The following is a 22,946-nucleotide window of genomic DNA, read 5'->3' as shown; positions in this document are numbered from 1 at the left end:
GTTACCTCCTTTGAAAATTTGAATCTAGTTATTAAATTTTACCAACGAGGTCAAGGCTAGGTGTTAGGGTTTCAGCGCCTTCTTTCCATTTGGCTGGGCAAACTTCACCTGGATGTTGGCGAACATATTGAGCGGCACGGATTTTATCAATTAGTGTACTTGCATCACGGCCAATGCCATCAGCATTAATCTCTACCATTTGAATAATGCCATCAGGATCAATGATAAAGGTTCCGCGTTGAGCAAGACCATTTTCTTCATCTAGTACCTCAAAAGCACGTGAAATGTTATGAGAAGGGTCACCAATCATTGTGTATGTAATTGTGCCGACAACATCAGAATCGTCATGCCATGCTTTGTGGACAAAGTGAGTGTCTGTAGACACAGAATAAACTTCGACATCTAAAGATTTTAATGTTTCATACTGTTCTTGGAGATCACCTAACTCAGTTGGGCAGACAAAAGAGAAATCTGCAGGATAGAAGCAAAAGACTGCCCATTTTCCTTTGATATCCTCGGTGGTCACCTTAACAAATTCACCATTTACATAAGCGTCGGCTGAAAATTCAACCATTTCTTTTCCGATTAAAGACATATAAAGAACCTCCATATTATTATTTTATTTTATACATGTATTATAGGAAAAGATTTCCCAAAAGTCTAAAAGAAAGCCCTTGCATTTTTGGTGAATTATCAGAAAATTAACCAGTTAATAAGTTTATTTTAATTATAATGGTTCCAAATAGCGTAGAATTAAGCTTTTAATAGCTAATGAATTCTAAAAATTTTAAATATGATTAGAAAAAATTTTTTAAAAAATGATAGGGAAATTTTATCTTGACCTTTCCTCACAATTGAGGTAAAATAGCTATTGTCGTGGCGGTATAGCCAAGTGGTAAGGCACGGCTCTGCAAAAGCTTGATCGTCGGTTCAAATCCGTCTACCGCCTTCATAATAAAAAATAAGCTTGATTAACAGTGTGGAAACACTGTTAATCAAGCTTATTTTTTATAGGTTTTCTCATTACATCACTACGGAGTGAAGTGGGAAAAGAAAACATAAATGAATTATCAGCTAGCATCTTTGGACGCTGACTGGTAATTTGCACTGTTCAAAATACTTGTTAGATGGTTTGTCTGATTTTTAGAATGAAATTTAATTTAAATTTACCCATTTTTGACAAGCCATTTTCGAGCTGCTTTTAGGCTTTCTGAGGTGATTTCATGGTTCTTAACCCAGTAGGGAGTAACCTGTGCTTGCCTAGATTGGAATTCATAGAGCACTTTTTCACTCTGATGGAGTGGAACAAGTGGATCTAATCTTCCCATAGAGATAAAAACAGAGGTGCTTTTTTTGGTTTCAGTGAGAGTATTAGTGGTAATGGGATACATGGGGGCAAATAGAATTCCCTTTTTGAATGGACTAGCATCTCTTAAAAGCAGATTAATAGCCATATTTGAACCGTTTGAAAAGCCAATTAAAACAGAGTTATCAGTAGATAACCTATGGTTCCTTATGAACTGGCTGAGCTCTTCCATCAGCTGTTTTCCTTTTTCTTCCAAATCGAGGAGATCGAATTCTCCTTCTGCATAGCGTTTGAAGAAACGTAAAGACCCATTTTCGGAGACTTGGCCGCGAAGTGCTAAAACATGTGCATGCGGGTTGAGGTAGGAGACTATTGGTAATAGACTTTCTTCATTGCCCCCAGTACCGTGAAGGAGGATAAAAAGAGGTTCTCCTTCTTGACCGTTATAGTATTGATAGTATGTTGTCATAAGCTATTTGGGCCTTTCTACACTGAATATTTCTCCTATTTTGGCATAGTTACTACCGGCTAAGCGACTTATTGGCTCTAACGCTTCTGAGGAGATGTAACCATCATGATAGATGCTTTCATCTATATGGAAATGGATGATCTGCAAAAGCAGTAAGTCGGCGATAACTTGGTTTTGCTCATTAGAAATGGGAATATGCTGAAAGAGCTTTGCTTCAAGACGGATTAAAGTTTCTGAAACGCCAGGTGTTTGAATACTGCTAGAATTCACAAGGGTCATACCTGTCAAAGATAGCTCACTTTGACCATAAGCTAAGGGTTTGGACGCTTGGTTGATAGCAGTCAAATTATCAATTGAAACACTATGAATAACGGCTTCTCTTTGATAGATAATGTTGTGAGCAGTATCTTTCATATGGCCGTCTTGACGTTGAATACTGATTGAAATGATAGCTGGTTGGTGGCTGACAATATTATAAAAACTAAAAGGAGCTAAATTAACTTGTCCCGCTTCAGATAAAGTTGTAACAAAGGCAATAGGTCTTGGAATAACACTTCCAATTAAGAGTTTATAGATGTTCTGCTGACTTAAAGTGTCAGTTGCTAGTGAGATCATAGCTACTCCTTTAATGTAATGGTTTTAAGTGCTTGACTAGCTCTTCTCGTCTTTTTTCGTAGATTGGGGGAATTAGTAGCGTTTTTCCTAGTTCTTCTTTAGTTTCATCAATTGTTAAACCAGGTCCTTGGGTTGCCAATTCAAAAATAACTTTGCCCGGCTCACGAAAATAGATGGACTTGAAATACTTACGATTACGGATTGTGGTAACATTAAAGTTAGTTTGGTTAAGGTAGTCATACCAGGATTTTAAACTTTCTATGTCAGACACATTCCAAGCAATGTGATGCACAGTTCCAGGTCCCATATGACCACGTGTTTCGTTATGTTTAGGGAGATAAATAATATGTTTTTGAGGACCAATGGTTTCCAAAAGATAGTAGTCATCATTTTCAAATGTATCAACTAGTCCTAAAACTTTTTTCATAAAGTGATAACTGCCTTCAAAATCATGCGTGTGTAAAAAAACACCATGAAATCCGAGTATATTACTGGTTTGAGATTGATCCGTACTTTCAACTAAGGCTAATTCCAGTTGGTGACGATCTTGGAAAAAGAGTGCGCTAGCTCCAAAGAGATCTTTTGTAACAAAGGGAACTTGGAATTTTGTTAATCTTTCTTGCCAAAAAGGTAGAGTTCCAGATGGAATGCTAAAGAGAATACGACCTCCTTGTCCGCTACCAATCTGTCCTGGAGTGTGGTTTTCCCAAGGGAAAAATGTGATTAGAGTTCCAGAGTCTGCTTCTTGGTTAGCAAAGTAGAGATGATAAACACTTGGGTCATCGAAGTTAAGTGTTTTTTTAACGAGGCGTAATTGTAAGATATCTCTGTAAAAGTCTAAATTTTCTTGAGCATCTCCAACAATGGCGCTAATATGGTGAATGTGTCTAATAGTTTCCATAATAACCTCCTTAATGTTGTCGTTTAGTATCAAATGGGCGTATCATACCTTCAATGATATGACGTTTAGGTTCAAGAAATGGGGGAAGTGAGAGTGACTCTCCTAAAGTTTCATAAGGTTCATCAGTCATAAAACCAGGCCCATCAGTTGAAATTTCAATTAAAATATGACCCACACGGGAGTAGAGCGCTTGGAAATAAAAACGATCCACAATCCCTGAGCTCATGATTCCTAGGCGTTCGTATTTGTTTGCCCATTCTTGGATGGCTTTTGAATCTTTGACACGGAAGGAAACATGATGTACTTCGCCATATCCCTGAATAGCTTGAGAAGATATTTCATCTTTACGCAAAATAACTTGTCCTCCGTGACCGCCTTCTCCCACTTCTAAAATAGTGTAGTCGAGACCTTCTTTTAGGATATGCATGTCGTAGACTTGGATGAGATAATTTTTGAAATCGTCATAGTAACTAACAGTTATCTCAACTGGACCTAACCCGTAAATAGCTTTATCTGTTGGAACTGGCCCCTCTTTCCAAGGAATGCCTGCCTGAATACCACTGTTATATTCATCAGATACCAGTTGGTAACGCTGTCCATCTTCTTCCTCAAAAGGCAGTGCTTTATGACCAAATAAATCAATAATAGTGCCATGTTTAACCCCAAAAGAATCAAATCGTTCTAAATAGTAAGTTAAAGCGTCGTCGTTTGGTACACGAAAACCGATTCGTGTAATAGCGTTTGTTCCAGGGATTCCCTTTGGATTATCAGGAAAATCAAAGAAAGTCACGTCTGTTCCGGCATTTCCTTTGTCATCAGCAAAAAAAGTATGGTAGGTATGGATGTCATCTTGATTTACTGTCTTTTTAACCAGGCGCATTCCCAAAATTTCAGTGAAAAAGTGATAGTTACGCTGAGTGTTATTAGTCATTGCAGTTATATGATGGATTCCTAATAGATTTGAATTTGTCATGATTAAAAGCTCCTTTTCTTTGATAAATTCACTAGTAGCTTATTTAGTTATTATAATCCTATTTTATCACTAATTAGTGATATTTCAATTGATTTGCTCAAAAAACGAAGTGATAAAGTCACTTCGTTGTATGTCGATATTTAATAAGGTCGTAAGCAAAGTTAGGAGAGCTCTCGCGTAAGGAATAACTTTCTAGTTCATTAACTTCATCACGTAAGGCTTGAGCTTCTTTAGCTGTTAGTTCACCTCGCTGTTCATAATTAGAAATAAACTGTCTTTCTAAATAATAGCCATGTAATCTTTCCCCGCTAATATCGGGAATGAAATTGGCAATAACGCGTTCCACAAATAAACCAGATTTAATTAATTCTGCTTTCTGGAGGCGTTGATTCTGTAGGAAATCAATAAGTGATGTTGTGTAAAATCCTTCTAAATCTTCTAAAGTTTCCATGATTAGCTCGGTATTGTCTAAATATAATTCAGTTAGATGATCTCGGTTCTCTTGTGAGAGGTGTGTCCCTTGATTGAAAGTGGTTGCTATTCTATCCTTTCGTTTTCCAAAGGAAAGGAGTTCTCGTAAAAGATGGCGTAAAACGCGCAAAAGTATGGTAACTGTATAGCTGAAACTTGAAATAAAGCTACGATTAACCTGTCTTTCAAGAAGTTTTATGTAATTCTGATAGACACGGTACTCTACAATATTGATTTTCTTTTGTTTGTAAGCGTGTTCTAGGCCTTCGCTTTCAATTGTTAGGGTGAGTAACTGTAATTCCGCTAATTCTTCTTTGACGTTATTGGGCTCTTGCTCCAAAATCAGGTTTTCAATTCTATTATTATAGCTATCCATAACATAGTAAAGGGCTGCTTGATTAGCTGGTGCTGTCCTACTTTCCCTCGCTAAGCTCTGTAAAACATCTGTTAGGAGGGCAATTTTAGTTACAAGATTTTGAGATGTGGTCATTAAAGGCGCTAGTTTAGGAAGAATAAGCAAGCCACTCAAAAAACTCAGCAAGGTCACTGAACCGACAATGAATAATGCGATGCTATTTTGAACTCCAGTTAATTTTGGGAGCAACAAAACGATAGCGATAGAGACACTTCCTTTAACACCAGAAATTGTTAAAAGGTTGATATGTTTCCAGTATTTTTGAATACTTTTACGAGTCTTTAGACTCCTTATCCAAAAGTAACTGAAGATTAACATATAACGAATGAGGAATAAAATCGCAGTGAGGGCAAAAACTAGTAAAAAGAGAGAAACATTACTATAGTTTGGATTAGCGATTGCGGGACCAGTAAATTGAGCTAATTCTATTCCAAATATCATGAATACAAGACCATTTAACATAAAATTTATGGTCTCCCAGATAATTGTTGTTACACGATCAACCTGTGCATCGAACAAGGTGACTTTTTTAAGTCGGTTAGCTTGCATAACCCCAGCAATAACGACTGCAATAATACCTGAGACATTTAGCATATGGGCAATAAAGTAAACAACGAAAGGAAGAGTTAATTCAAGTAGCAGAGCACCTGTAACATCGGCAGCGTCATATTTTTCTAGGATAGATAAAAAGATTCTATTTAATAATGCAAAGATGATACCAACAGCTAAGCCTCCTATAATGGAAATCAATAATTGGAGTCCTGCTTTTGTCAGAGAAAAATAGCCTGTAGTAAGAGCGATAAGGGCAAACTGAAAAGCAACTAAACCACTAGCGTCATTTAAAAGCCCTTCAGAAGTAAGAATGTTTTTGATTTGATTAGGAAACTTAAAACGCTTAGCAAGGGATAAAAAGGCTACGGCGTCGGTTGGGGCTAACGAAGCACCCATAGCAAAACATAGAGCGAGAGGTAATTCTACAGGAATTAAGGCTTTGATACTGAGCCCCATAAGAATAGTGGTTAAAAAAACAGTAGGCAAGATAAGGAATAAAACCAGATTGCGTGACTTCAGAAAACTTTTAACATCACTTTCTTGACCTTCACGGAAGTTTAATGGAGCGATGACAAAAGCTAGGAAGAGTTCAGGGTTCAGAATGAAAGCTTGGTCTTTGCTAAAAATTCCAAATAGGATACCAAAAAAGAGTTGTATAGCGGGTAGAGGTATCTGAGGAATAATACGATTAATAACGTTGGATAAGATGAGGGAAAGTAAAAAGGTGATGACAATTATAGCTATTGGCATGATTAAGATTTTTCCTGGTTATGAGATGACTGACTTTCATTAATGTAGTTATTTTTTAAAATAGCAATTTTTTGGTCAATCTCAGAGACATCGGTATGTTCAATTAATTTGTGACAACGTTCTTTTTCAAGAGCAATAAGCTTCTTCTTTAATTTTTTAGCTTTTCTGATATCTGGACAGGTGTAATCTGCCTTTAGTTTCTCTGTGGGGTAATTGTTAATATATTTTTGACGCATGCTTTGAATGCGATCTACTAGGTTGGTGTCCGGCATATTCTCTCCTATGGTTGTCTATTTTAGCACTTCGCTTACTTTTTTAATTAATTATCTCAAGTGAATAAATGTCTTTGAGTTGCTAAAAATAGAACTTCTTTATAAAACACATTTTAGCCTAGAGAGAGGAGAAACTCAACTAAAAAGCTACCTTGAGCTTGTTAAACGCTTTCTATTTAATTTATTTTTTAAAGTTTTAAAGGAGTTTTAATGTTTTATCTTGACAATACTTCTATTCTCTGTTAGACTGAGATTGTAAATTAGTTTTTGAGTAAATATTTGTGTTTTAACATCTTCATTTCTCTCTAGTTTTACACAATAGCTTTATTAGAAAGGAAGTGGATGTATATGGCACAAGGTACAGTTAAATGGTTTAACGCTGAAAAAGGTTTCGGTTTTATCTCAACTGAGGAAGGTCAAGATGTCTTCGCACATTTTTCAGCAATTCAGTCTGATGGTTTCAAAACTTTAGATGAAGGTCAAAAAGTTGAATTTGATGTTGAAGAAGGTCAACGTGGCCCTCAAGCAGTGAATATCACTAAATTATCTTAATCAGTAATGAACAATAGATAAAAAGGCAGATTAGTTTCTGCCTTTTTTTTGTGTCTGTATGAACAAGAGAGATTGTTTTAGTGAACAAAGATTTGCTTTTCACATCTGCAATTTGTTATAATAAAAGTCAGTTTTAGTCAAAAGTTGAATAGAAATAAAGGGGTGAGTTGATGCCGACAAAAAACACATCGGATAGCATTGAGGAATATATCAAAGAGTTATTAGCTCAATCAGGGATTGCCGAAATTAAACGTTCTCTATTAGCAGATTCTTTCCAAGTGGTACCAAGTCAGATTAATTATGTTATTAAAACCCGTTTCACTGAGAGTCGTGGATATGAAGTTGAGAGTAAGCGTGGTGGAGGTGGCTATATTCGAATTGCTAAAGTTCATTTTTCAGATAAACACCATCTCATTGGCAATTTAACTGCAAATATTGGTCAGCAGGTGAGTGAAGTCGTTTTTACTGATTCTATTCAATTATTATTTGATGAACATTTAATTACTGAACGTGAGGGGAATGTTATCTTAGCCATGGCCTCTGATAAAGTTTTAGGGGCAGACGCGTCTGCTATTCGTGCGCGTATGCTATATCGCTTGCTACAGCGTATTGACAGGAAGGGAAGCAATTAATGATAGATTATTCACTTAAAATGCAGGAAATTTTCAAGCAGGCTCAATATCAAGCGGCACGCTTTGATAGCCAATATTTAGAAACATGGCATCTTCTTTTAGCAATGGTTGTGGTTAACAATTCACTCGCTGGACTTGTCTTCAATGAATTTGATGATAAAGTTGCTATAGAAGAATATGAAGCAGCAGCTATTTTGGCTATGGGACAAACGCCAAATGATGATGTGAAAGAATGGGCTTTAAAAGGTCAGTCTAGAACTTTAACAAAAATTCTCCAGTTTTCAGATGCTATCCGTCAAGTAACGGGTGCCCAGGAAGTGGGATCAGAACACGTGCTTTTTGCAATATTGTTGAACCCTGATGTGATGGCAGCACGTTTGCTTGAAATGGCTGGTTTTAAACTAAGAGATGAGGGACAAGGGGACTTGAAAATCTCTGATTTACGTAAAGCAATTGAAAGACAGGCTGCCTATAGCAAAGAGATTATTAAAGCTATTTATGAATTACGCAAACCTAAAAAATCAAAAGCGGGTGGGACATTCTCAGATATGATGAAACCGGCAAGTTCAGCAGGTGAACTTTCTGATTTCACACGTGATTTAACGCAAATGGCCAGTCAAGGACTTTTAGAACCGGTGATTGGTCGAGATAAAGAAATTACCCGAATGGTTCAGGTATTGAGCCGCAAGACTAAGAATAATCCGGTCTTAGTTGGAGATGCGGGTGTTGGGAAAACGGCTTTGGCATATGGACTAGCTCAACGAATTGTCGAGGGGGCTATTCCCTACGAATTGCAGGATATGCGAGTTTTGGAATTGGACATGATGAGTGTGGTTGCAGGAACTCGTTTTCGTGGAGATTTTGAAGAGCGAATGAATCAAATCATAGATGATATTGAAGCTGATGGGAAAATCATTCTTTTTGTTGATGAGTTACATACGATTATGGGTTCAGGAAGTGGTATTGATAGTACCTTAGATGCGGCTAACATTTTGAAACCAGCCTTGTCTCGCGGAACGCTACATATGGTAGGTGCAACAACTCAGGAAGAATATCAAAAACATATTGAAAAAGATGCAGCTCTATCTCGTCGTTTTGCTAAAATTTTAATTGAAGAACCAAGCCTTGAAGATGCTTACAAAATTCTTCTTGGTCTAAAATCTTCTTATGAGATGTATCATAATGTTAGTATTTCTGATCAGGCTGTCAAAGTGGCTGTTAAAGTTGCACATCGTTATTTAACTAGTAAAAACCTGCCAGATTCTGCTATAGACCTCTTAGATGAGGCAAGTGCAACTGTCCAGGGACTAATAAAAAAAGAGACCCCATCCTTTTTAAGCCCTATTGATCAAGCTATCCTAGATGGGAATTTTAAAAAAGTGGCTAGTTTGTTAAAAGCCGGTCAGAAAACAAAGCCCAATCCAACCCCAGTTACAGAAGATGATATTATGGCAACTTTGAGTAAACTATCAGGGATACCGCTAGAGAAAATTAGTCAAGCTGATAGCCAAAAATACCTTCGTTTAGAGGAAGAATTACACAAACGCGTTATTGGTCAAGACGAAGCTATTTCAGCTATTTCAAGGGCTATACGTCGTAATCAATCTGGTATTCGAACTGGCAAACGCCCAATCGGTTCATTTATGTTTCTAGGTCCAACAGGTGTTGGGAAAACAGAGCTGGCTAAAGCCTTGGCTGAGGTTTTATTTGATGATGAATCAGCATTAATTCGTTTTGATATGTCAGAGTACATGGAAAAATTTTCAGCCAGTCGTCTTAATGGTGCCCCTCCAGGATATGTGGGCTATGACGAGGGTGGAGAATTGACAGAAAAAGTAAGAAATAGACCTTACTCCGTTTTGCTCTTTGATGAAGTTGAAAAAGCTCATCCAGATATTTTCAACGTTCTTCTTCAAGTTTTGGATGATGGGGTGCTGACAGATTCTCGCGGTCGCAAAGTTGACTTCACGAATACTATTATTATCATGACTAGCAATTTAGGTGCAACAGCACTTCGAGATGATAAGACTGTAGGTTTTGGTGCTCGAGATATTAGCCAAGATCACCAAGCTATGGAAAAACGTATTTTAGAAGAACTAAAGAAAGCTTATCGTCCTGAATTTATTAATCGAATTGATGAAAAGGTTGTTTTCCACAGTTTAACTCAAGATGATATGCAACAAGTAGTGAGGATTATGGTGAAACCGTTAGTTGCTGCCTTAGAAGAAAAGGGAATTGCTCTAAAATTCCAGCCGTCAGCACTTAAATACCTATCTGAAAAAGGTTATGATATTGAAATGGGAGCTCGTCCTCTTCGAAGAACGATTCAAACAGAAGTTGAGGATAAATTGTCAGAGTTACTCCTTTCGGGACAGTTAGCTTCTGGAAATAAATTAAAAGTTGGTTTAACTAAAGGTAAAATAAAATGTGACATAGAATAAAATAAAGAGAGAGTTTAGTTAAAAACTAGACTCTTTTTTCTTGACTATTTTTGACCAAGTGATAAAATAGTAAACAGATCTAGCACTCTATATAAAAGAGTGCTAAAAATAATAAAATTCAATTTATTGGAGGTAATACTCATGTTAAAACCATTAGGTGATCGTGTGGTCGTTAAATTTAATGAAGAGCAAGAAAAAACAGTCGGAGGCTTTGTTCTTGCTGGAGCACAAAAAGAGTCAACAAGAAAAGCTAAGGTTGTAGCTGTTAGCGAAACTGGTATACGAACTATCACTGGTGAGCTTGTACCACCGTCTGTTAAGATTGGTCAAGAGGTTTTAGTTGAAAGCGGACATGATTTAGAAGTAACCTTTAATGAAGAAAAAGTTTCTATCATTAGAGAGTCAGATATTATTGCAATTATTACTGAATAAATAGTCTCCTCATTATAATAGTTACAGAAAGAAGGATTTATATGGCAAAAGATATTAAATTTTCAGCAGATGCGCGTGCAGCAATGGTACGTGGTGTAGATATTTTAGCAGATACAGTTAAGGTTACCTTGGGACCAAAAGGCCGTAATGTTGTACTTGAAAAAGCCTTTGGCTCACCTCTAATCACCAATGATGGGGTAACCATTGCTAAAGAAATTGAATTGGAAGATCACTTCGAAAATATGGGTGCAAAACTGGTTTCAGAAGTAGCATCAAAAACTAACGATATTGCTGGTGATGGAACCACCACTGCGACAGTTTTAACACAGGCTATTGTTCGTGAAGGCTTGAAAAACGTGACTGCAGGAGCTAACCCAATCGGTATTCGTCGTGGGATTGAAAAAGCTACTTCAGCAGCTGTTGGAGAGTTGAAAACAATTGCACAACCTGTTACTGGTAAAGAAGCTATTGCTCAAGTAGCAGCTGTATCATCACGTTCAGAAAAAGTCGGTGAATACATTTCAGAAGCTATGGAACGTGTTGGAAATGATGGAGTTATCACAATTGAAGAGTCACGCGGTATGGAGACTGAGCTTGAAGTAGTTGAAGGTATGCAGTTTGACCGTGGTTACTTGTCACAATACATGGTGACTGACAATGAGAAGATGGTTGCTGATCTTGAAAATCCATTTATTCTAATAACAGATAAGAAAATTTCAAATATTCAAGAAATCCTACCATTACTAGAAGAAGTTCTTAAAACAAGTCGCCCATTGCTTATTGTTGCTGACGATGTGGATGGAGAAGCATTACCAACTCTTGTTTTGAACAAAATCCGTGGAACATTTAACGTTGTGGCTGTGAAAGCCCCAGGATTTGGTGATCGTCGTAAAGCTATGTTAGAAGATATTGCTATTTTAACTGGTGGAACAGTAATTACAGAAGATTTAGGACTGGAGCTTAAGGATGCGACAATTGCTGCGCTTGGACAGGCTGCTAAAGTAACTGTTGACAAGGATTCTACAGTCATTGTTGAGGGCTCTGGCTCTGCTGAAGCGATTGCTAACCGTGTGGGACTAATCAAATCACAGTTAGAAACAACAACTTCAGACTTTGATCGTGAGAAATTACAAGAACGTTTAGCTAAATTGGCAGGTGGTGTCGCAGTTATTAAAGTAGGTGCTGCAACAGAAACAGAATTAAAAGAAATGAAATTGCGCATTGAAGATGCTTTAAACGCTACTCGTGCAGCAGTAGAAGAAGGTATTGTTAGTGGTGGTGGAACAGCACTTGTGACGGTTATTGAAAAAGTCGCTGCGCTTGACTTAACAGGAGATGAGGCGACCGGACGTAATATTGTTCTTCGTGCACTTGAAGAGCCGGTTCGTCAAATTGCTTATAATGCTGGCTTTGAAGGTTCGGTTATTATTGACAAGTTAAAAAATAGCCCAGTAGGAACTGGTTTTAATGCTGCAAGTGGTGAATGGGTTGACATGATTGAAACAGGCATTATCGATCCTGTGAAAGTGACACGTTCTGCACTTCAAAATGCAGCATCAGTTGCAAGTTTAATATTGACTACTGAAGCGGTTGTAGCCAATAAACCAGAACCAGCAGCTCCAGCGATGCCAGCCGGAATGGATCCAAGCATGATGGGTGGCATGATGTAAAGTTAGAAGATACGTTAAAAAGGTAGCAAAGATTAAGTTTCTTGCTGCTTTTTTAATTTGTTGAAAAATTATAGCAAAACCTTTTGTAAATTAATACTTATATGCTACAATCAGGTTAAGGAATATTAAAAAGAGGTTACAAAAGGGAGGATTAGGAGAATGTTTAGGGATAAAAAAGAAGTTTTTAGCATCCGCAAAACGGTGCTGGGGGTTGGTAGTATCTTATTAGGGGTGATGCTAACAACCCAGGTTGTCGGTGCAGAGGAGACTACTGGACTAGTGACATCGACGTCACCAACAAGTTTGGTAACGACAGCACCTGCTGTTACAAACTCAACTAGTACTACTGCAACAACACCTTTAGCTACTAGTGGAACAGTTACATCATCTGGAACAACGACTTTAGCAGTACCGATGATTCCAACTGTTACGGAAACGGTTATTTCTAGTCCGATCCGATATGTTTCAGATCCTAGCCAAGCTGTGGGTTACCGACAAATCCAGACTCAAGGTGTGGATGGTAAATTAATTACCACTCAGACAGGAGCTTTAGATGCTAATGGTAATCCAGTAATTACGGTTCAGCGGATTGAGCCAACCGAAACAGTCATTGTTTTAGGAACCAAGCCGACGACTACGGTAACCTCGACGACACCAGCTACTACTGTTTACAGTGTTGATGTTACAAAACCTGTGGGGACAGATCTTGTCATTCCTGCGGTTGATGGCAGTACCAGTACAACTACTACATATAAGATAGAGACAGAAACCACAGCTCCCACAAGTCCAGCTGTTTATTCTGAAGCTTATAAATGGATTGACCAGCCTTTTTACCATGTTGATTCTACACAGGCATTGCCTAGTGACCGAATTGCTGTAGATAGTCTTTTTGTGCCTATGCCAGCTTTACCAGCTGACTTTAATAGAAGTGAAAGCACTGTTAGGGAGTATGCTCAGTATGCTGAAAACTACATGTACGACTACATCCCTGTTACGAATGCTGATGGTTCAACTACTCGAACACGTGTGGTTCGACCTGTAACAAGTGAAATGCTAGATCCAACTAACTCCCAACTTAGAGCAACACTTGGCTTATCAGATGATAATACATTTTATGCTCGACTGTTGCAAGCGAGTAAAGATGATTTGTGGAATACTTCGGCTCAAGATTACGGACTAGAGTTGGTACCAGAAAATTTGACAAGCTCTAGTGATGATTTTTTAAGATATAACAATAGTAATATTATTAATGATGCTTTATATGCAGATATTAAAGCTGATTATCAACGAGCACAGCTGGCTTATAATCAATTAACAGCACTAGGCACCTTAACTGCTGAGCAACAAGCTGATATGGATTTGATGACCAGACAATTTGATTCCTTAACACGTCGCTATAATAACTACCGAGATAGTGTCAAGATTGATGTGGATTATAGCCATACAGCTATGCCTGATGATCAAAAGCAGGATTTTGAAGCAAGGCTACAGTCTCTCCCTTTAGAAATTCAGCGTGTTATTGCTAATTTGGTTATCTATGATGGGGAAATTCCTGGTATGGGAGCAACTACACTTGGTTTAGCTAGTTCCGCAGATCAATCTATCTCTTTGAAGTATGTGTCTAATAATACTGAATTGTTAGCGACTGTTTTGCATGAGATGACTCATATTATTGATTTCAAAAGTGGTCTTTATATGGAAACCTCTGATCGCAATACTGATAACACGATTGACACTGTCATGGCTCTTTCGGACACAACGGAATTCTTAGATGTTTACCATACTTATTTTGATCGCCCAGATGTGTGGTCATATTACAGAGATAATAGTGAGGAAGCATTTGCTGAAGGGCTAAGCCAATACATCATGCATCGTTTATACGGTACTCCTTATGATACATTTGTTGCCAACCCGCTTACAGGGGATGCATATATGCCTGGAAATGGAAGTGGGTATAGTCCATTTGCTGCGTCAGAGTATTATTTTGCTAGTCTTTATCATAAATTGTTTGACTATCCAAGAACTGCTCGAGTTGTACCTTACTTAGTCACAGACACGGTGACCGCACCGGTCAATGGTCGAGTTATTTATGGTGCAATGCCGGTTGAAACTACAGTGTCAACACCTTATAAAACGATTTATGCGGGCGATATGACTTTAGCTTATGATCCTACGGGGCAAAGTAATATCATAAAAGAAGGTGTAAATGGGTCAGAAACAACTAGAACCACCTATACACTTGACAGTAATAATCAATTAGTTGCAACTGAGTCAGTTGTTTCTTCTAGCATAGCTAAAGATCAAGTCATTATTAAGGGAATTAAACCGGTAGCTAGTGATAAACAAGTGGCTATGACTGTTGTTTACCAAGAAGTGAAGGACCGTTCGCTTGGTGATTGGCAAGTTAAGGTAGTTGATGCTGGACAAGATGGTCTTGTGAGGTTGACAACAACTTATAGTCTTGATCCAGTGACTGGTGTTATCACACCATCTACTAAGGAAATTCTTATAGCGCAAATGCGTCCAATGATTATACAATATCAAGTAGGTACGTCGCAGTCGAGTCCGATTGCTTATCAGGTTCAGTATGTTAATGATCCTCATATTCCCCTTGGAACTCAGGTAATTCTTAATCCAGGACGAGAAGGATCATCCACAGTGAGTGTGGTCTCATACCATTTTGTTCAAGATGGTCCTAATAGTCGATTTGAATCCATTGTTTATAGTAGCCCAGTAGTTGTAGCTGCTCAAGATCGAGTGATTGCGGTTGGTTCAAAACTTACTGTAGTGGCTCCTAAGTCAGAGATTTCTGAGATAGGAATCGTTAGTAAAGAAACTCAAGAGCCGATGGTCCAGGTTGGATCAACAAAAGCTCCAGTCCTTAAAGAGATGAATCAAGAGCCCTTAAAATCAACTTTACCAACTACTGGTGATGATGATAATTTCTTTATGACAGTGATTTCTAGCATTTTATTATTTGGATTAGGGTTAAAACTCAAGAAAAAAGATATTATCTAAACAAAAATAGCGCTCCTGAAGATCAGGGGCGCTATTAAACTTATGAAAAAAGGGTTAGGATGCCTATAGATTAAACATCTTAACTTAAATAAAGCTTAAAAGTACCTAAAGTCTACTTATTTTTTTACTTTATTATCTCTACTTTTAGGGCTTTCTTTTTCGAGCTTAGATTCAATTTCTTTAAGACGTTTAAAAGTCTTTTCAGCACGATTCATAGAGTCTTGGTTGGCTTTTTCTTGAGCAGCTTTAGGATTGCTTGTAATTAATTTGGAAACTTCTTTATCTGTTGTTTCTTGCTCTACCATCCAGGTTTTTTCGAGCTTTTTCATCTCGTCAATAACTTCAGTGCCAAATTTCTTAGGATTAGCAGCAACCATATCATTAATATGTGATACAGTCCAATACCAAGAGTCTTTGTTATATTTAGTACTGTTTTCATGATATGCTTTGTAAGTTTGGTTGATGTTACCTAGATAAGGTAAATATGGAGCATTTCTTGGACTTCCAATAGATAGCCACATGACACCACCCCCCATTTCAGCAGGAATGTCATGCTTAAGTTGGAAAATATGTGCTTCCATCACATTTGGATTTGAAATGGGATAGGCGTAACCTTTTACTGCTTCTTTTGATTTAGGTTTTCCTTTACCATCTAGTTCCATTTGATCCAGAGGTTTTAAGTCTAGACCTTCAAAGCGATTACGTTGTAATTTAATAGCATCTTCTAAGGTGAATTTTTTAGCAGTACTTTGTAATAATTCAAAATTATCATCTTTATAAGTGACCTTAGAATCAGGGTCTAGAGATTTAATACCTGAGTACGAGCGTGATCGGTTGGCATCATCCATTTTGGGGTTGTAGGATCGTGCGATATGGAACTGTCCGTCCACCTCTTTATAGGATCCAGCTTCCTTTGCAACCTTTTTAACATCAGCAGATGCAATAGTGTTTTCTTTATCGTCGAAATTGACATGGCCTAGGTAGAAAGTATTTGGAAAGACAGCAAATTTATCGTTTGGAAATTTAATGGCTACATATTGGTGCCCTGACAGAATTTCCATATACCAAACGCCATCTTTATCAGCGATAGTAACGATATTACCTTCAGCTGCCCCTTTTTCTTTAACGATTTTTGCGATGAGCTGGACTCCTTCTTTAGCTGTTTTTACGCTAGGGAGAATGACGGAGGCCATTGAAGACTCTGCTAAACCATTTTTAACATAGGGATCTTTTTTTAAAATCTTGTCGTTTGCAGAAGCGGAGACTGTGGCAGACATAGAGACACCGTGCTCGCTAAAGCCAGCTTCATCAAAGACTCCTTGTTCTGGGGTAACGTCAGGAACAGCTGTATACTTAAAGGAATGACTCGGTAGTGGGTATTCAAATCCATTAGCTTTGTCCTTCCACATCTCTCCTTTTTTGTGATCTTTTGCATCTCTGACAATAAACGTCTTGTTATGGTTTGGCTCTAAATCCTCTGTTCGGCCGTAAAGAGTTGAACCGTCTCTTGTTAAGTCTTTACCAATGATGAATCCTGTACAAGCGTCAACAGATGAATAACAACCAAGAGCAGCTAAAAATGTTGCCGCTGTGAGAGTGAATTTTTTTGTGTTCATAATAATCCTCCGAAATTGTGTGCGCTTCCAATAGTATTATATGCTACAAAAAAAATAAATTCAATCATTTACCGATATTGAAGGATTTCACAAACTCTCTAAAAATTTAACAAGTACAATGTTTTTAATATTTTGGATTTTTTAGGAGAATACTTATAAATTTGGTATAATAAAGAGTAGTTCGTAGTGAAAGGGATACCAATATGAAACAATTTTTTAAAAAGAAATGGATCAAAATTAGCTTTAGCTTACTAGGTTTACTGTTTTTAGGTGTTATCGCTTTTGGTAGTTTCTATTATTCAAAAGCTAATGTCATCAATCGTTACGCGAAAGCAAGGAGTCTCTCAACAGGTTCTGTATTTGAGAATATTAAAGAGTATCTAATTTGGTCAGATACCAATGAAAAGATCACTAATGATGAGGCAAATTTTGCTCATTTTACTCGTCTGAAGAAGTCAGAAATCGATCAGGTTAAAAAGCATCTAAGTGAGGCAGACACATCTGATTCTATATACCTTAAGGCAAAGGGTCGCCATTTTGGTATTTTCCCTGCCTATTATATCGCTATGAAACCAATGTCTTTGACTATAAAAACGAATCTTCCTAATGAAGATATTTTATTAAACCAGAAAATGGTAGCACATTCTGATTCTGACCACTTTTCGACAGAATTAAAACGACTGCCGATTGCTGATTATAAAGCTAGTATCAATGGCAACTATAAGGGAAGAAAAGTTGTTATTAGTAAAAAATATGATGGGAAAAATCAGATTTTAGATTTATCGGTAACGTTTAAGAATTTCACCGTTAGCAGTAATTTAGTTGATGGCGATTTATATTTTGACGATAGTCGGATTGGTAGCTTGAAAGATGGCATTTACGATGTTAAAGATTACCCAGTGACCCATTCTGCGCAAGCTTATGTAAAAAAGACTTTTCCGGATGGAGAACTAACCTCTAAAAAAGTTAGACTGGATGATATTCGAGAAGATTCAAGCATCACCTTAGATGTGGACAATTTATTAGCTAAAGATAAAGCTGGACAATATTTACTATCAGCTTTTGATCAATTGATGATCTATACAAGTACTCGTCAGGACTCAACGAAACTGAATGATGTTTTTGAAAACGGTGCTAACAATAGCTTTTATAAAGGATTGAAAGAAAGTATTAAAGCTAAGCTTGAAACAGACAAGCGTAAGGCTTCTAGTTTTGCTATTCCAAATGTAGTTTTAAGTGGTTTGACTCAAGTTGGAAAAGAGGCATATCTAATTGATTTTATTGCAAATTATGACTATACCTATAACAAGGATACAGATCCTACGAAGGGATCTTCAGGTCACATTCTTCAAGATATCACTGGTAAAATGACCTTGAAAAAATCAGGGGATAAGTATATCGTTAGTGAAGCTGGTGATAAAAACATTACAGTAACTAGTGAGAAAAATCAAATTAAAGCACCTTCGCCTTTACCAGAAGGTATGGCTGGTATTTGGAAAGGTACTAAGGATGATGTTACTTATACTATGATTATTGATGAGGATGGTACTATAACGCGTAAAACTACCTATAAAGATCCTAAGAGAAAAGAAGAAACATCAAGTGCTAAGATTAGCAAGGCTGAAGAAAAATCTCCAGGTGACTATCGCTTAAGCTTCTCCTCTGGAACTGGTGAAATTGTGATTATCGGAGGAGGGATTGGTGGTATGAACATAAAATACGAATATGGTTTCCATCTTGATGGTGATCGTTTAACATCAATTATATGGCAAACCGGTTTGGATAAAGAGTTTGACTACAGTAAAACGGCTTCTGGTTTAACGCTAACACGTCAATAAAAAGGACTCCTAAGGGAGTCCTTTTTCAAAGGTTTCTGACTTGGCATCAATCACAATTGTTTCAAGTGTTAGCGGATGTTTGAAATAGAGTTGATGAGCATGTAACATGAGGCGCTGTGAGGTAGTTTGTTGATGATATAAAGGATCACCGATAATAGGATGGCCAATATGTGATAAGTGAACTCGAATCTGGTGCGTTCGACCAGTCTTTAAGGAGCAATCAACTAAACTGAATTTAGGCCTATAAGCTTTTAACCGTTTTACATGCGTTATGGCTTTTTGACCATTCTTTAAATCAACTACTCGTTTTCTTCGGTCGTGGCGATGGCGCCCGATTGGAAACCGTAGGGTTGTATCCTTGTTCTCAATTATCCCATCAATCAAAGCCCAGTAGTTCCTGCCAATTTCACGATTCTCAAGTAAGCGATTCATAATGGGAAGAATAAATGGGTTCTTGGCAAAGATAATAGCTCCACTTGTTTCCATATCTAAACGATGAATAATGTAGCAGGTTTGACCTACAAAAGCGGAGACATGGTTGAGAAGAGCTAGTTCATTTGGTTCGTTTCCGTGAGTCTTCATTCCCTCGGATTTATTAACCACAATAAGGTGAGAATCTTGATAAAGGCACTCCACTAAGTCTGGGTTGCCAAAAGGAATTCTTTTTTGAGGATAATCATCCGAATCAAAATTTAAACTGATTTCATCACCTTTTGTAACCAAATCCTGCCAAGTTACCAATTGCTGGTTAACTAGGACATGCTTCTTCGTCCTTAAAAAATGGCGGATTTTTCGAGGGATTAATAGTTTAGTTTCTAATAATTCTTTCACAGTCATTTGTGAGTAAGGGTTGATAAAAGTGACTGTAAAGCTCTCGAGACTATTTGTTTGGATTTTCATTGAGCCAATCGTGATACTTTTCAATAAGATTTATAGCCATCTGGGTTGCTAAAGCAGCGGAGAAGGCTTCAGTACCCTCACGTTCATCATTTGCGACTTCCATCTTTGTTTCTTCGTAAATAGCTTTTAAGCTATCAGCAGATAAGGTTTCTTTAAAGGCCTCAAATCTTTTCATAAATGTTACCATGTTCTTTCTAAATATTTATTATAAGATATAGTACCATTATAGCATGTTTCTTTGTTTTGGATGACTGGAAACCGTGTACCTACCTTTTAAGTTGGGTTAACGGTAGTCTTTGTCTTTTAGGATAAAAAGAAGTATTTTTAATTTTTTTGATATAGGATTTCCTTAATAAATTGGTATAATAAGTAAAAACTGATTAGTAAAAAAGGATACCTAATGAAAACTATTAGACGTTACGATGTAAATGAAGAATCTGCTCACACAGGGCTTGTGGAAGCAGGTGATTTTTATTTTTTGAATTTTTGCACTGGAAATGTCGGACAACCAATTGAAGACCAGATTAATGGTGCTTTCGATGAAATGGAACGACGTCTCGGATTGGTTGGTTTAAGTTTAGAAGCAGTTGTTAAAATGGATTGTCTGTTTCGTGATGTCTGGAATCTTCCAATTTTAGAAAAAGTGATAAAAGAGCGATTTAATGGCAAATACCCAGCTCGTAAATCTATTCAAACAGAGTTTGCTCAAGATGGAGGGCCTGAGGGTTTGCTCTTCCAAGTTGATGGAATTGCCTATTCTAAACCTGTTCAAACTGGTTCAAACTAGAACTTGACTGCCCATAGTGGTATAATAACACTATGACACTTTTAGAATTACTTGAAAAGAAGTTTTTACCCAAAAAATATGCGGAAAAACAAAAAGAACGAGAAGCCTACAAAATTTCTGATGGTTTAACTGAAGAATCTCAGACAGCTAGCCAAGGAGAGTTAGCAAAAGCCTCCTTTCACAGGAGGCGGGGGCTCTCAGGGAACTCACAAAAACAAGAGCCTGCTTGGAAGCAGAAGTTGGAGGCTATCTTGCCCTCTCCTCGAAATCCAATTAGGCGTTTTTGGCGTCGGTATCATATTGGAAAAATTTTCCTGATTGTCATTGGGACGCTTGTTTTAGCGATAGGATCATATCTTTTTTACTTATCCAAGACGGCCAAGGTTTCAGATTTACAGAATGCATTAAAGGCAACAACTGTTATTTATGACAATAAAGCAGAGTATGCAGGAAGTTTATCAGGTCAAAAAGGAACTTATGTAGAGTTGGATGCTATTTCTGACAATCTTGAGAATGCTGTTATTGCAACTGAGGATCGCACTTTTTATGAAAATAACGGTATTAACCTTAGCCGTTTCTTACTGGCAGTTGCTACTGCGGGACATTTTGGTGGTGGCTCAACAATTACGCAACAATTAGCAAAGAATGCTTATCTTTCCCAAGATCAAACAATTAAACGTAAAGCGCGTGAATTTTTCTTAGCTTTAGAATTAACCAAAAAGTACAGTAAAAAAGAAATTTTAACCATGTACCTCAATAATTCTTACTTTGGGAATGGGATTTGGGGTGTCGAAGACGCCAGTCGAAAGTACTTTGGAACAAGCGCAGCGAATTTGACGTTAGATGAGGCGGCCACTTTGGCAGGAATGCTGAAGGGTCCAGAAATTTATAATCCTCTTTATTCTATTAAGAATGCGACTAATCGGCGAGATACCGTTTTATCTGTCATGGTTGATGCTGGTAAGATTACCAAGCAACAGGCCCAAGAAGCTAAGTCTATTGGTATTGGTAATCGTTTAGCAGACACTTATGTTGGCAAATCAGATGACTATAAATACCCATCCTATTTTGATGCAGTTATTAATGAAGCTATCTCTACTTATGGTATTTCAGAAAAGGACTTGGTTAATAATGGTTATAAAATTTACACTGAATTAGACCAGAATTACCAAACAGGTATGCAAACGACTTTCAATACGGCTAATCTTTTTCCTGTTTCCGCTTACGATGGGACAAGTGCTCAAGGCGCTAGTGTTGCGTTAGACCCTAAAACTGGCGGTGTTCGTGGACTTGTAGGAAGGGTTAATGCTGATGGTAAGCAAGAGTTTCGTAGTTTCAACTATGCTACACAAGCAAAACGTAGCCCAGCTTCTTCCATTAAACCGTTGATTGTCTACGCCCCTGCCATAGCTTCTGGTTGGTCTATAGATAAGCTCTTACCAAATACAGTTCGTGATTTTGGTGACTATAAACCTCATAACTATGGAAATTATGAGTCGGAAGATGTGCCAATGTATCAAGCCTTAGCTAATTCTTATAATATCCCAGCTGTTGCAACGGTTAAGGATTTGGGGATTGATAAGGCCATAGCTTATGGTAAAAAATTTGGCTTAGATATGCCTTCTTCTAGTAAAGAATTAGGAATTGCTTTAGGTGGTAGTATTACGACGAATCCACTTGAAATGGCTCAGGCTTATTCGGCATTTGCTAATAATGGAGTGATGCACAAAGCTCACTTTATTACTAAAATTGAAACTGCAAGCGGGAAAGTTGTCAAAGAGCACTCGGATCAATCCAAACGTGTCATTGGTCAATCTGTTGCTGATAAGATGACCAGTATGATGTTGGGAACGTTTTCAAACGGCTCTGCTGTTAATGCTAATGTCTATGGCTATACCTTAGCTGGTAAGACAGGGACCACAGAAACAGATTTTAATCCAGATTTATCAGGTGACCAATGGGTTATTGGGTATACCCCAGACGTTGTTATTAGTCAGTGGATAGGCTTTAATAAGACAGATGAGCATCATTATTTATCAGACTCGAGCGCCGGAACAGCCTCAGCAATCTTTAGTACGCAGGCCTCTTATATTTTACCTTATACTAAAGGTAGTCAGTTTAAGGTCGATAACGCCTATGCTGCCAATGGTATTTCGGCGGTCTATGGAATAAATGAAACAAGTACTGAAACTGCTCAAGATTCTCATGATATTATCGATAATCTTAGAAAATCAGCTGAAGATGCTTCAAAATCAATTTCTGATGCAGTCAATAACTATGGCTTAAAAGAGAAAGCAAAAAGTATATGGGATGGGATTGTTGACTATTTTAGATAG

19 protein-coding genes and 1 tRNA gene are annotated in these 22,946 nt (G+C 37.5%); 10 read left to right on the top strand and 10 right to left on the bottom strand.

Translation table 11 applies throughout. The features are described 5' to 3' along the window. Positions 1 to 31: 31 nt before the first annotated feature. A complete protein-coding gene (gene ahpC, locus DQM45_RS09675; RefSeq protein ID WP_003085537.1) occupies positions 32 to 595 on the bottom strand; it encodes an alkyl hydroperoxide reductase subunit C in 564 nt (187 codons plus the stop codon). 283 nt (positions 596 to 878) lie between these two features. Here ahpC and DQM45_RS09670 point away from each other — a divergent pair. Further along, a tRNA-Cys gene (locus DQM45_RS09670) sits at positions 879 to 949 on the top strand. A 217-nt stretch (positions 950 to 1,166) separates the two neighbouring features. On the opposite strand, the gene DQM45_RS09665 is transcribed toward DQM45_RS09670, so the two are convergent. From DQM45_RS09665 to DQM45_RS09640, 6 genes are all read right to left on the bottom strand, one after another. Beyond that, positions 1,167 to 1,775, bottom strand: a complete 609-nt coding sequence (locus tag DQM45_RS09665; RefSeq protein WP_003083481.1) for an alpha/beta hydrolase — start codon at positions 1,773 to 1,775, stop codon at positions 1,167 to 1,169. A 3-nt stretch (positions 1,776 to 1,778) separates the two neighbouring features. Next, entirely contained in the window at positions 1,779 to 2,390 is a 612-nt protein-coding gene (locus DQM45_RS09660; RefSeq protein WP_003085150.1) for a flavin reductase family protein, read from the bottom strand. A gap of 10 nt (positions 2,391 to 2,400) precedes the next feature. Next, positions 2,401 to 3,291 carry a VOC family protein gene (locus DQM45_RS09655; RefSeq protein WP_003085309.1) on the bottom strand — a complete coding sequence of 297 codons (891 nt, stop codon included), beginning with the start codon at positions 3,289 to 3,291 and terminating at the stop codon, positions 2,401 to 2,403. A 10-nt stretch (positions 3,292 to 3,301) separates the two neighbouring features. Beyond that, entirely contained in the window at positions 3,302 to 4,264 is a 963-nt protein-coding gene (locus DQM45_RS09650; protein WP_003082782.1) for a ring-cleaving dioxygenase, read from the bottom strand. Between the two features lie 118 nt (positions 4,265 to 4,382). Beyond that, the gene (locus DQM45_RS09645; protein WP_003084344.1) at positions 4,383 to 6,452 is read right to left on the bottom strand and encodes a cation:proton antiporter; all 2,070 of its coding nucleotides are present in this window, start codon (positions 6,450 to 6,452) and stop codon (positions 4,383 to 4,385) included. Positions 6,453 to 6,454: 2 nt separating this feature from the next. After that, on the bottom strand, positions 6,455 to 6,724 hold the full coding sequence (locus DQM45_RS09640; protein ID WP_003083519.1) for a hypothetical protein: 270 nt from the start codon (positions 6,722 to 6,724) through the stop codon (positions 6,455 to 6,457). A gap of 348 nt (positions 6,725 to 7,072) precedes the next feature. Here DQM45_RS09640 and DQM45_RS09635 point away from each other — a divergent pair, with 348 nt between their 5' ends. The 6 genes from DQM45_RS09635 to DQM45_RS09610 all read left to right on the top strand — a co-directional run bounded on the left by DQM45_RS09635 (position 7,073) and on the right by DQM45_RS09610 (position 15,469). Further along, complete coding sequence (locus DQM45_RS09635) at positions 7,073 to 7,276, top strand: cold-shock protein (RefSeq protein WP_003085753.1); 204 nt, start codon at positions 7,073 to 7,075, stop codon at positions 7,274 to 7,276. Positions 7,277 to 7,446: 170 nt separating this feature from the next. Further along, the gene (locus DQM45_RS09630; RefSeq protein ID WP_003085318.1) at positions 7,447 to 7,908 is read left to right on the top strand and encodes a CtsR family transcriptional regulator; all 462 of its coding nucleotides are present in this window, start codon (positions 7,447 to 7,449) and stop codon (positions 7,906 to 7,908) included. After that, complete coding sequence (locus tag DQM45_RS09625) at positions 7,908 to 10,349, top strand: ATP-dependent Clp protease ATP-binding subunit (RefSeq protein ID WP_093959022.1); 2,442 nt, start codon at positions 7,908 to 7,910, stop codon at positions 10,347 to 10,349. The genes DQM45_RS09630 and DQM45_RS09625 overlap by 1 nt, the downstream gene beginning before the upstream one ends. 141 nt (positions 10,350 to 10,490) lie before the next feature. After that, positions 10,491 to 10,781 (top strand): co-chaperone GroES, encoded by a 291-nt coding sequence (groES, locus tag DQM45_RS09620; protein ID WP_039984709.1) that lies wholly within the window; start codon positions 10,491 to 10,493, stop codon positions 10,779 to 10,781. Positions 10,782 to 10,822: 41 nt separating this feature from the next. After that, positions 10,823 to 12,451 carry a chaperonin GroEL gene (gene groL / locus DQM45_RS09615; RefSeq protein ID WP_003084572.1) on the top strand — a complete coding sequence of 543 codons (1,629 nt, stop codon included), beginning with the start codon at positions 10,823 to 10,825 and terminating at the stop codon, positions 12,449 to 12,451. A gap of 159 nt (positions 12,452 to 12,610) precedes the next feature. Beyond that, positions 12,611 to 15,469, top strand: coding sequence for a G5 domain-containing protein (locus DQM45_RS09610; RefSeq protein ID WP_003086034.1), 2,859 nt, complete (start codon positions 12,611 to 12,613; stop codon positions 15,467 to 15,469). A 116-nt stretch (positions 15,470 to 15,585) separates the two neighbouring features. On the opposite strand, the gene DQM45_RS09605 is transcribed toward DQM45_RS09610, so the two are convergent. Beyond that, positions 15,586 to 17,085, bottom strand: a complete 1,500-nt coding sequence (locus DQM45_RS09605; RefSeq protein ID WP_003083248.1) for a C69 family dipeptidase — start codon at positions 17,083 to 17,085, stop codon at positions 15,586 to 15,588. A gap of 203 nt (positions 17,086 to 17,288) precedes the next feature. On the opposite strand from DQM45_RS09605, the gene DQM45_RS09600 reads away from it, so the two are divergent. Continuing rightward, entirely contained in the window at positions 17,289 to 18,923 is a 1,635-nt protein-coding gene (locus DQM45_RS09600; protein ID WP_003084216.1) for a zinc ribbon domain-containing protein, read from the top strand. 9 nt (positions 18,924 to 18,932) lie between these two features. Here DQM45_RS09600 and DQM45_RS09595 read toward each other — a convergent pair whose 3' ends face one another. Then, on the bottom strand, positions 18,933 to 19,823 hold the full coding sequence (locus DQM45_RS09595) for an RluA family pseudouridine synthase (RefSeq protein ID WP_039984705.1): 891 nt from the start codon (positions 19,821 to 19,823) through the stop codon (positions 18,933 to 18,935). Then, complete coding sequence (locus DQM45_RS09590; RefSeq protein ID WP_039984941.1) at positions 19,804 to 19,998, bottom strand: hypothetical protein; 195 nt, start codon at positions 19,996 to 19,998, stop codon at positions 19,804 to 19,806. The genes DQM45_RS09595 and DQM45_RS09590 overlap by 20 nt, the downstream gene beginning before the upstream one ends. A 225-nt stretch (positions 19,999 to 20,223) precedes the next feature. Here DQM45_RS09590 and DQM45_RS09585 point away from each other — a divergent pair, with 225 nt between their 5' ends. Then, a complete protein-coding gene (locus tag DQM45_RS09585) occupies positions 20,224 to 20,610 on the top strand; it encodes a RidA family protein (protein ID WP_003083595.1) in 387 nt (128 codons plus the stop codon). Positions 20,611 to 20,642: 32 nt separating this feature from the next. Next, positions 20,643 to 22,946 (top strand): penicillin-binding protein PBP2A, encoded by a 2,304-nt coding sequence (gene pbp2a, locus DQM45_RS09580; protein ID WP_003082691.1) that lies wholly within the window; start codon positions 20,643 to 20,645, stop codon positions 22,944 to 22,946.

The sequence above is a fragment of the Streptococcus porcinus genome, assembly GCF_900475415.1.
GTDB classification, from domain to species: Bacteria; Bacillota; Bacilli; order Lactobacillales; family Streptococcaceae; genus Streptococcus; species Streptococcus porcinus.
This window is presented reverse-complemented; position numbering and strand designations above follow the sequence as displayed.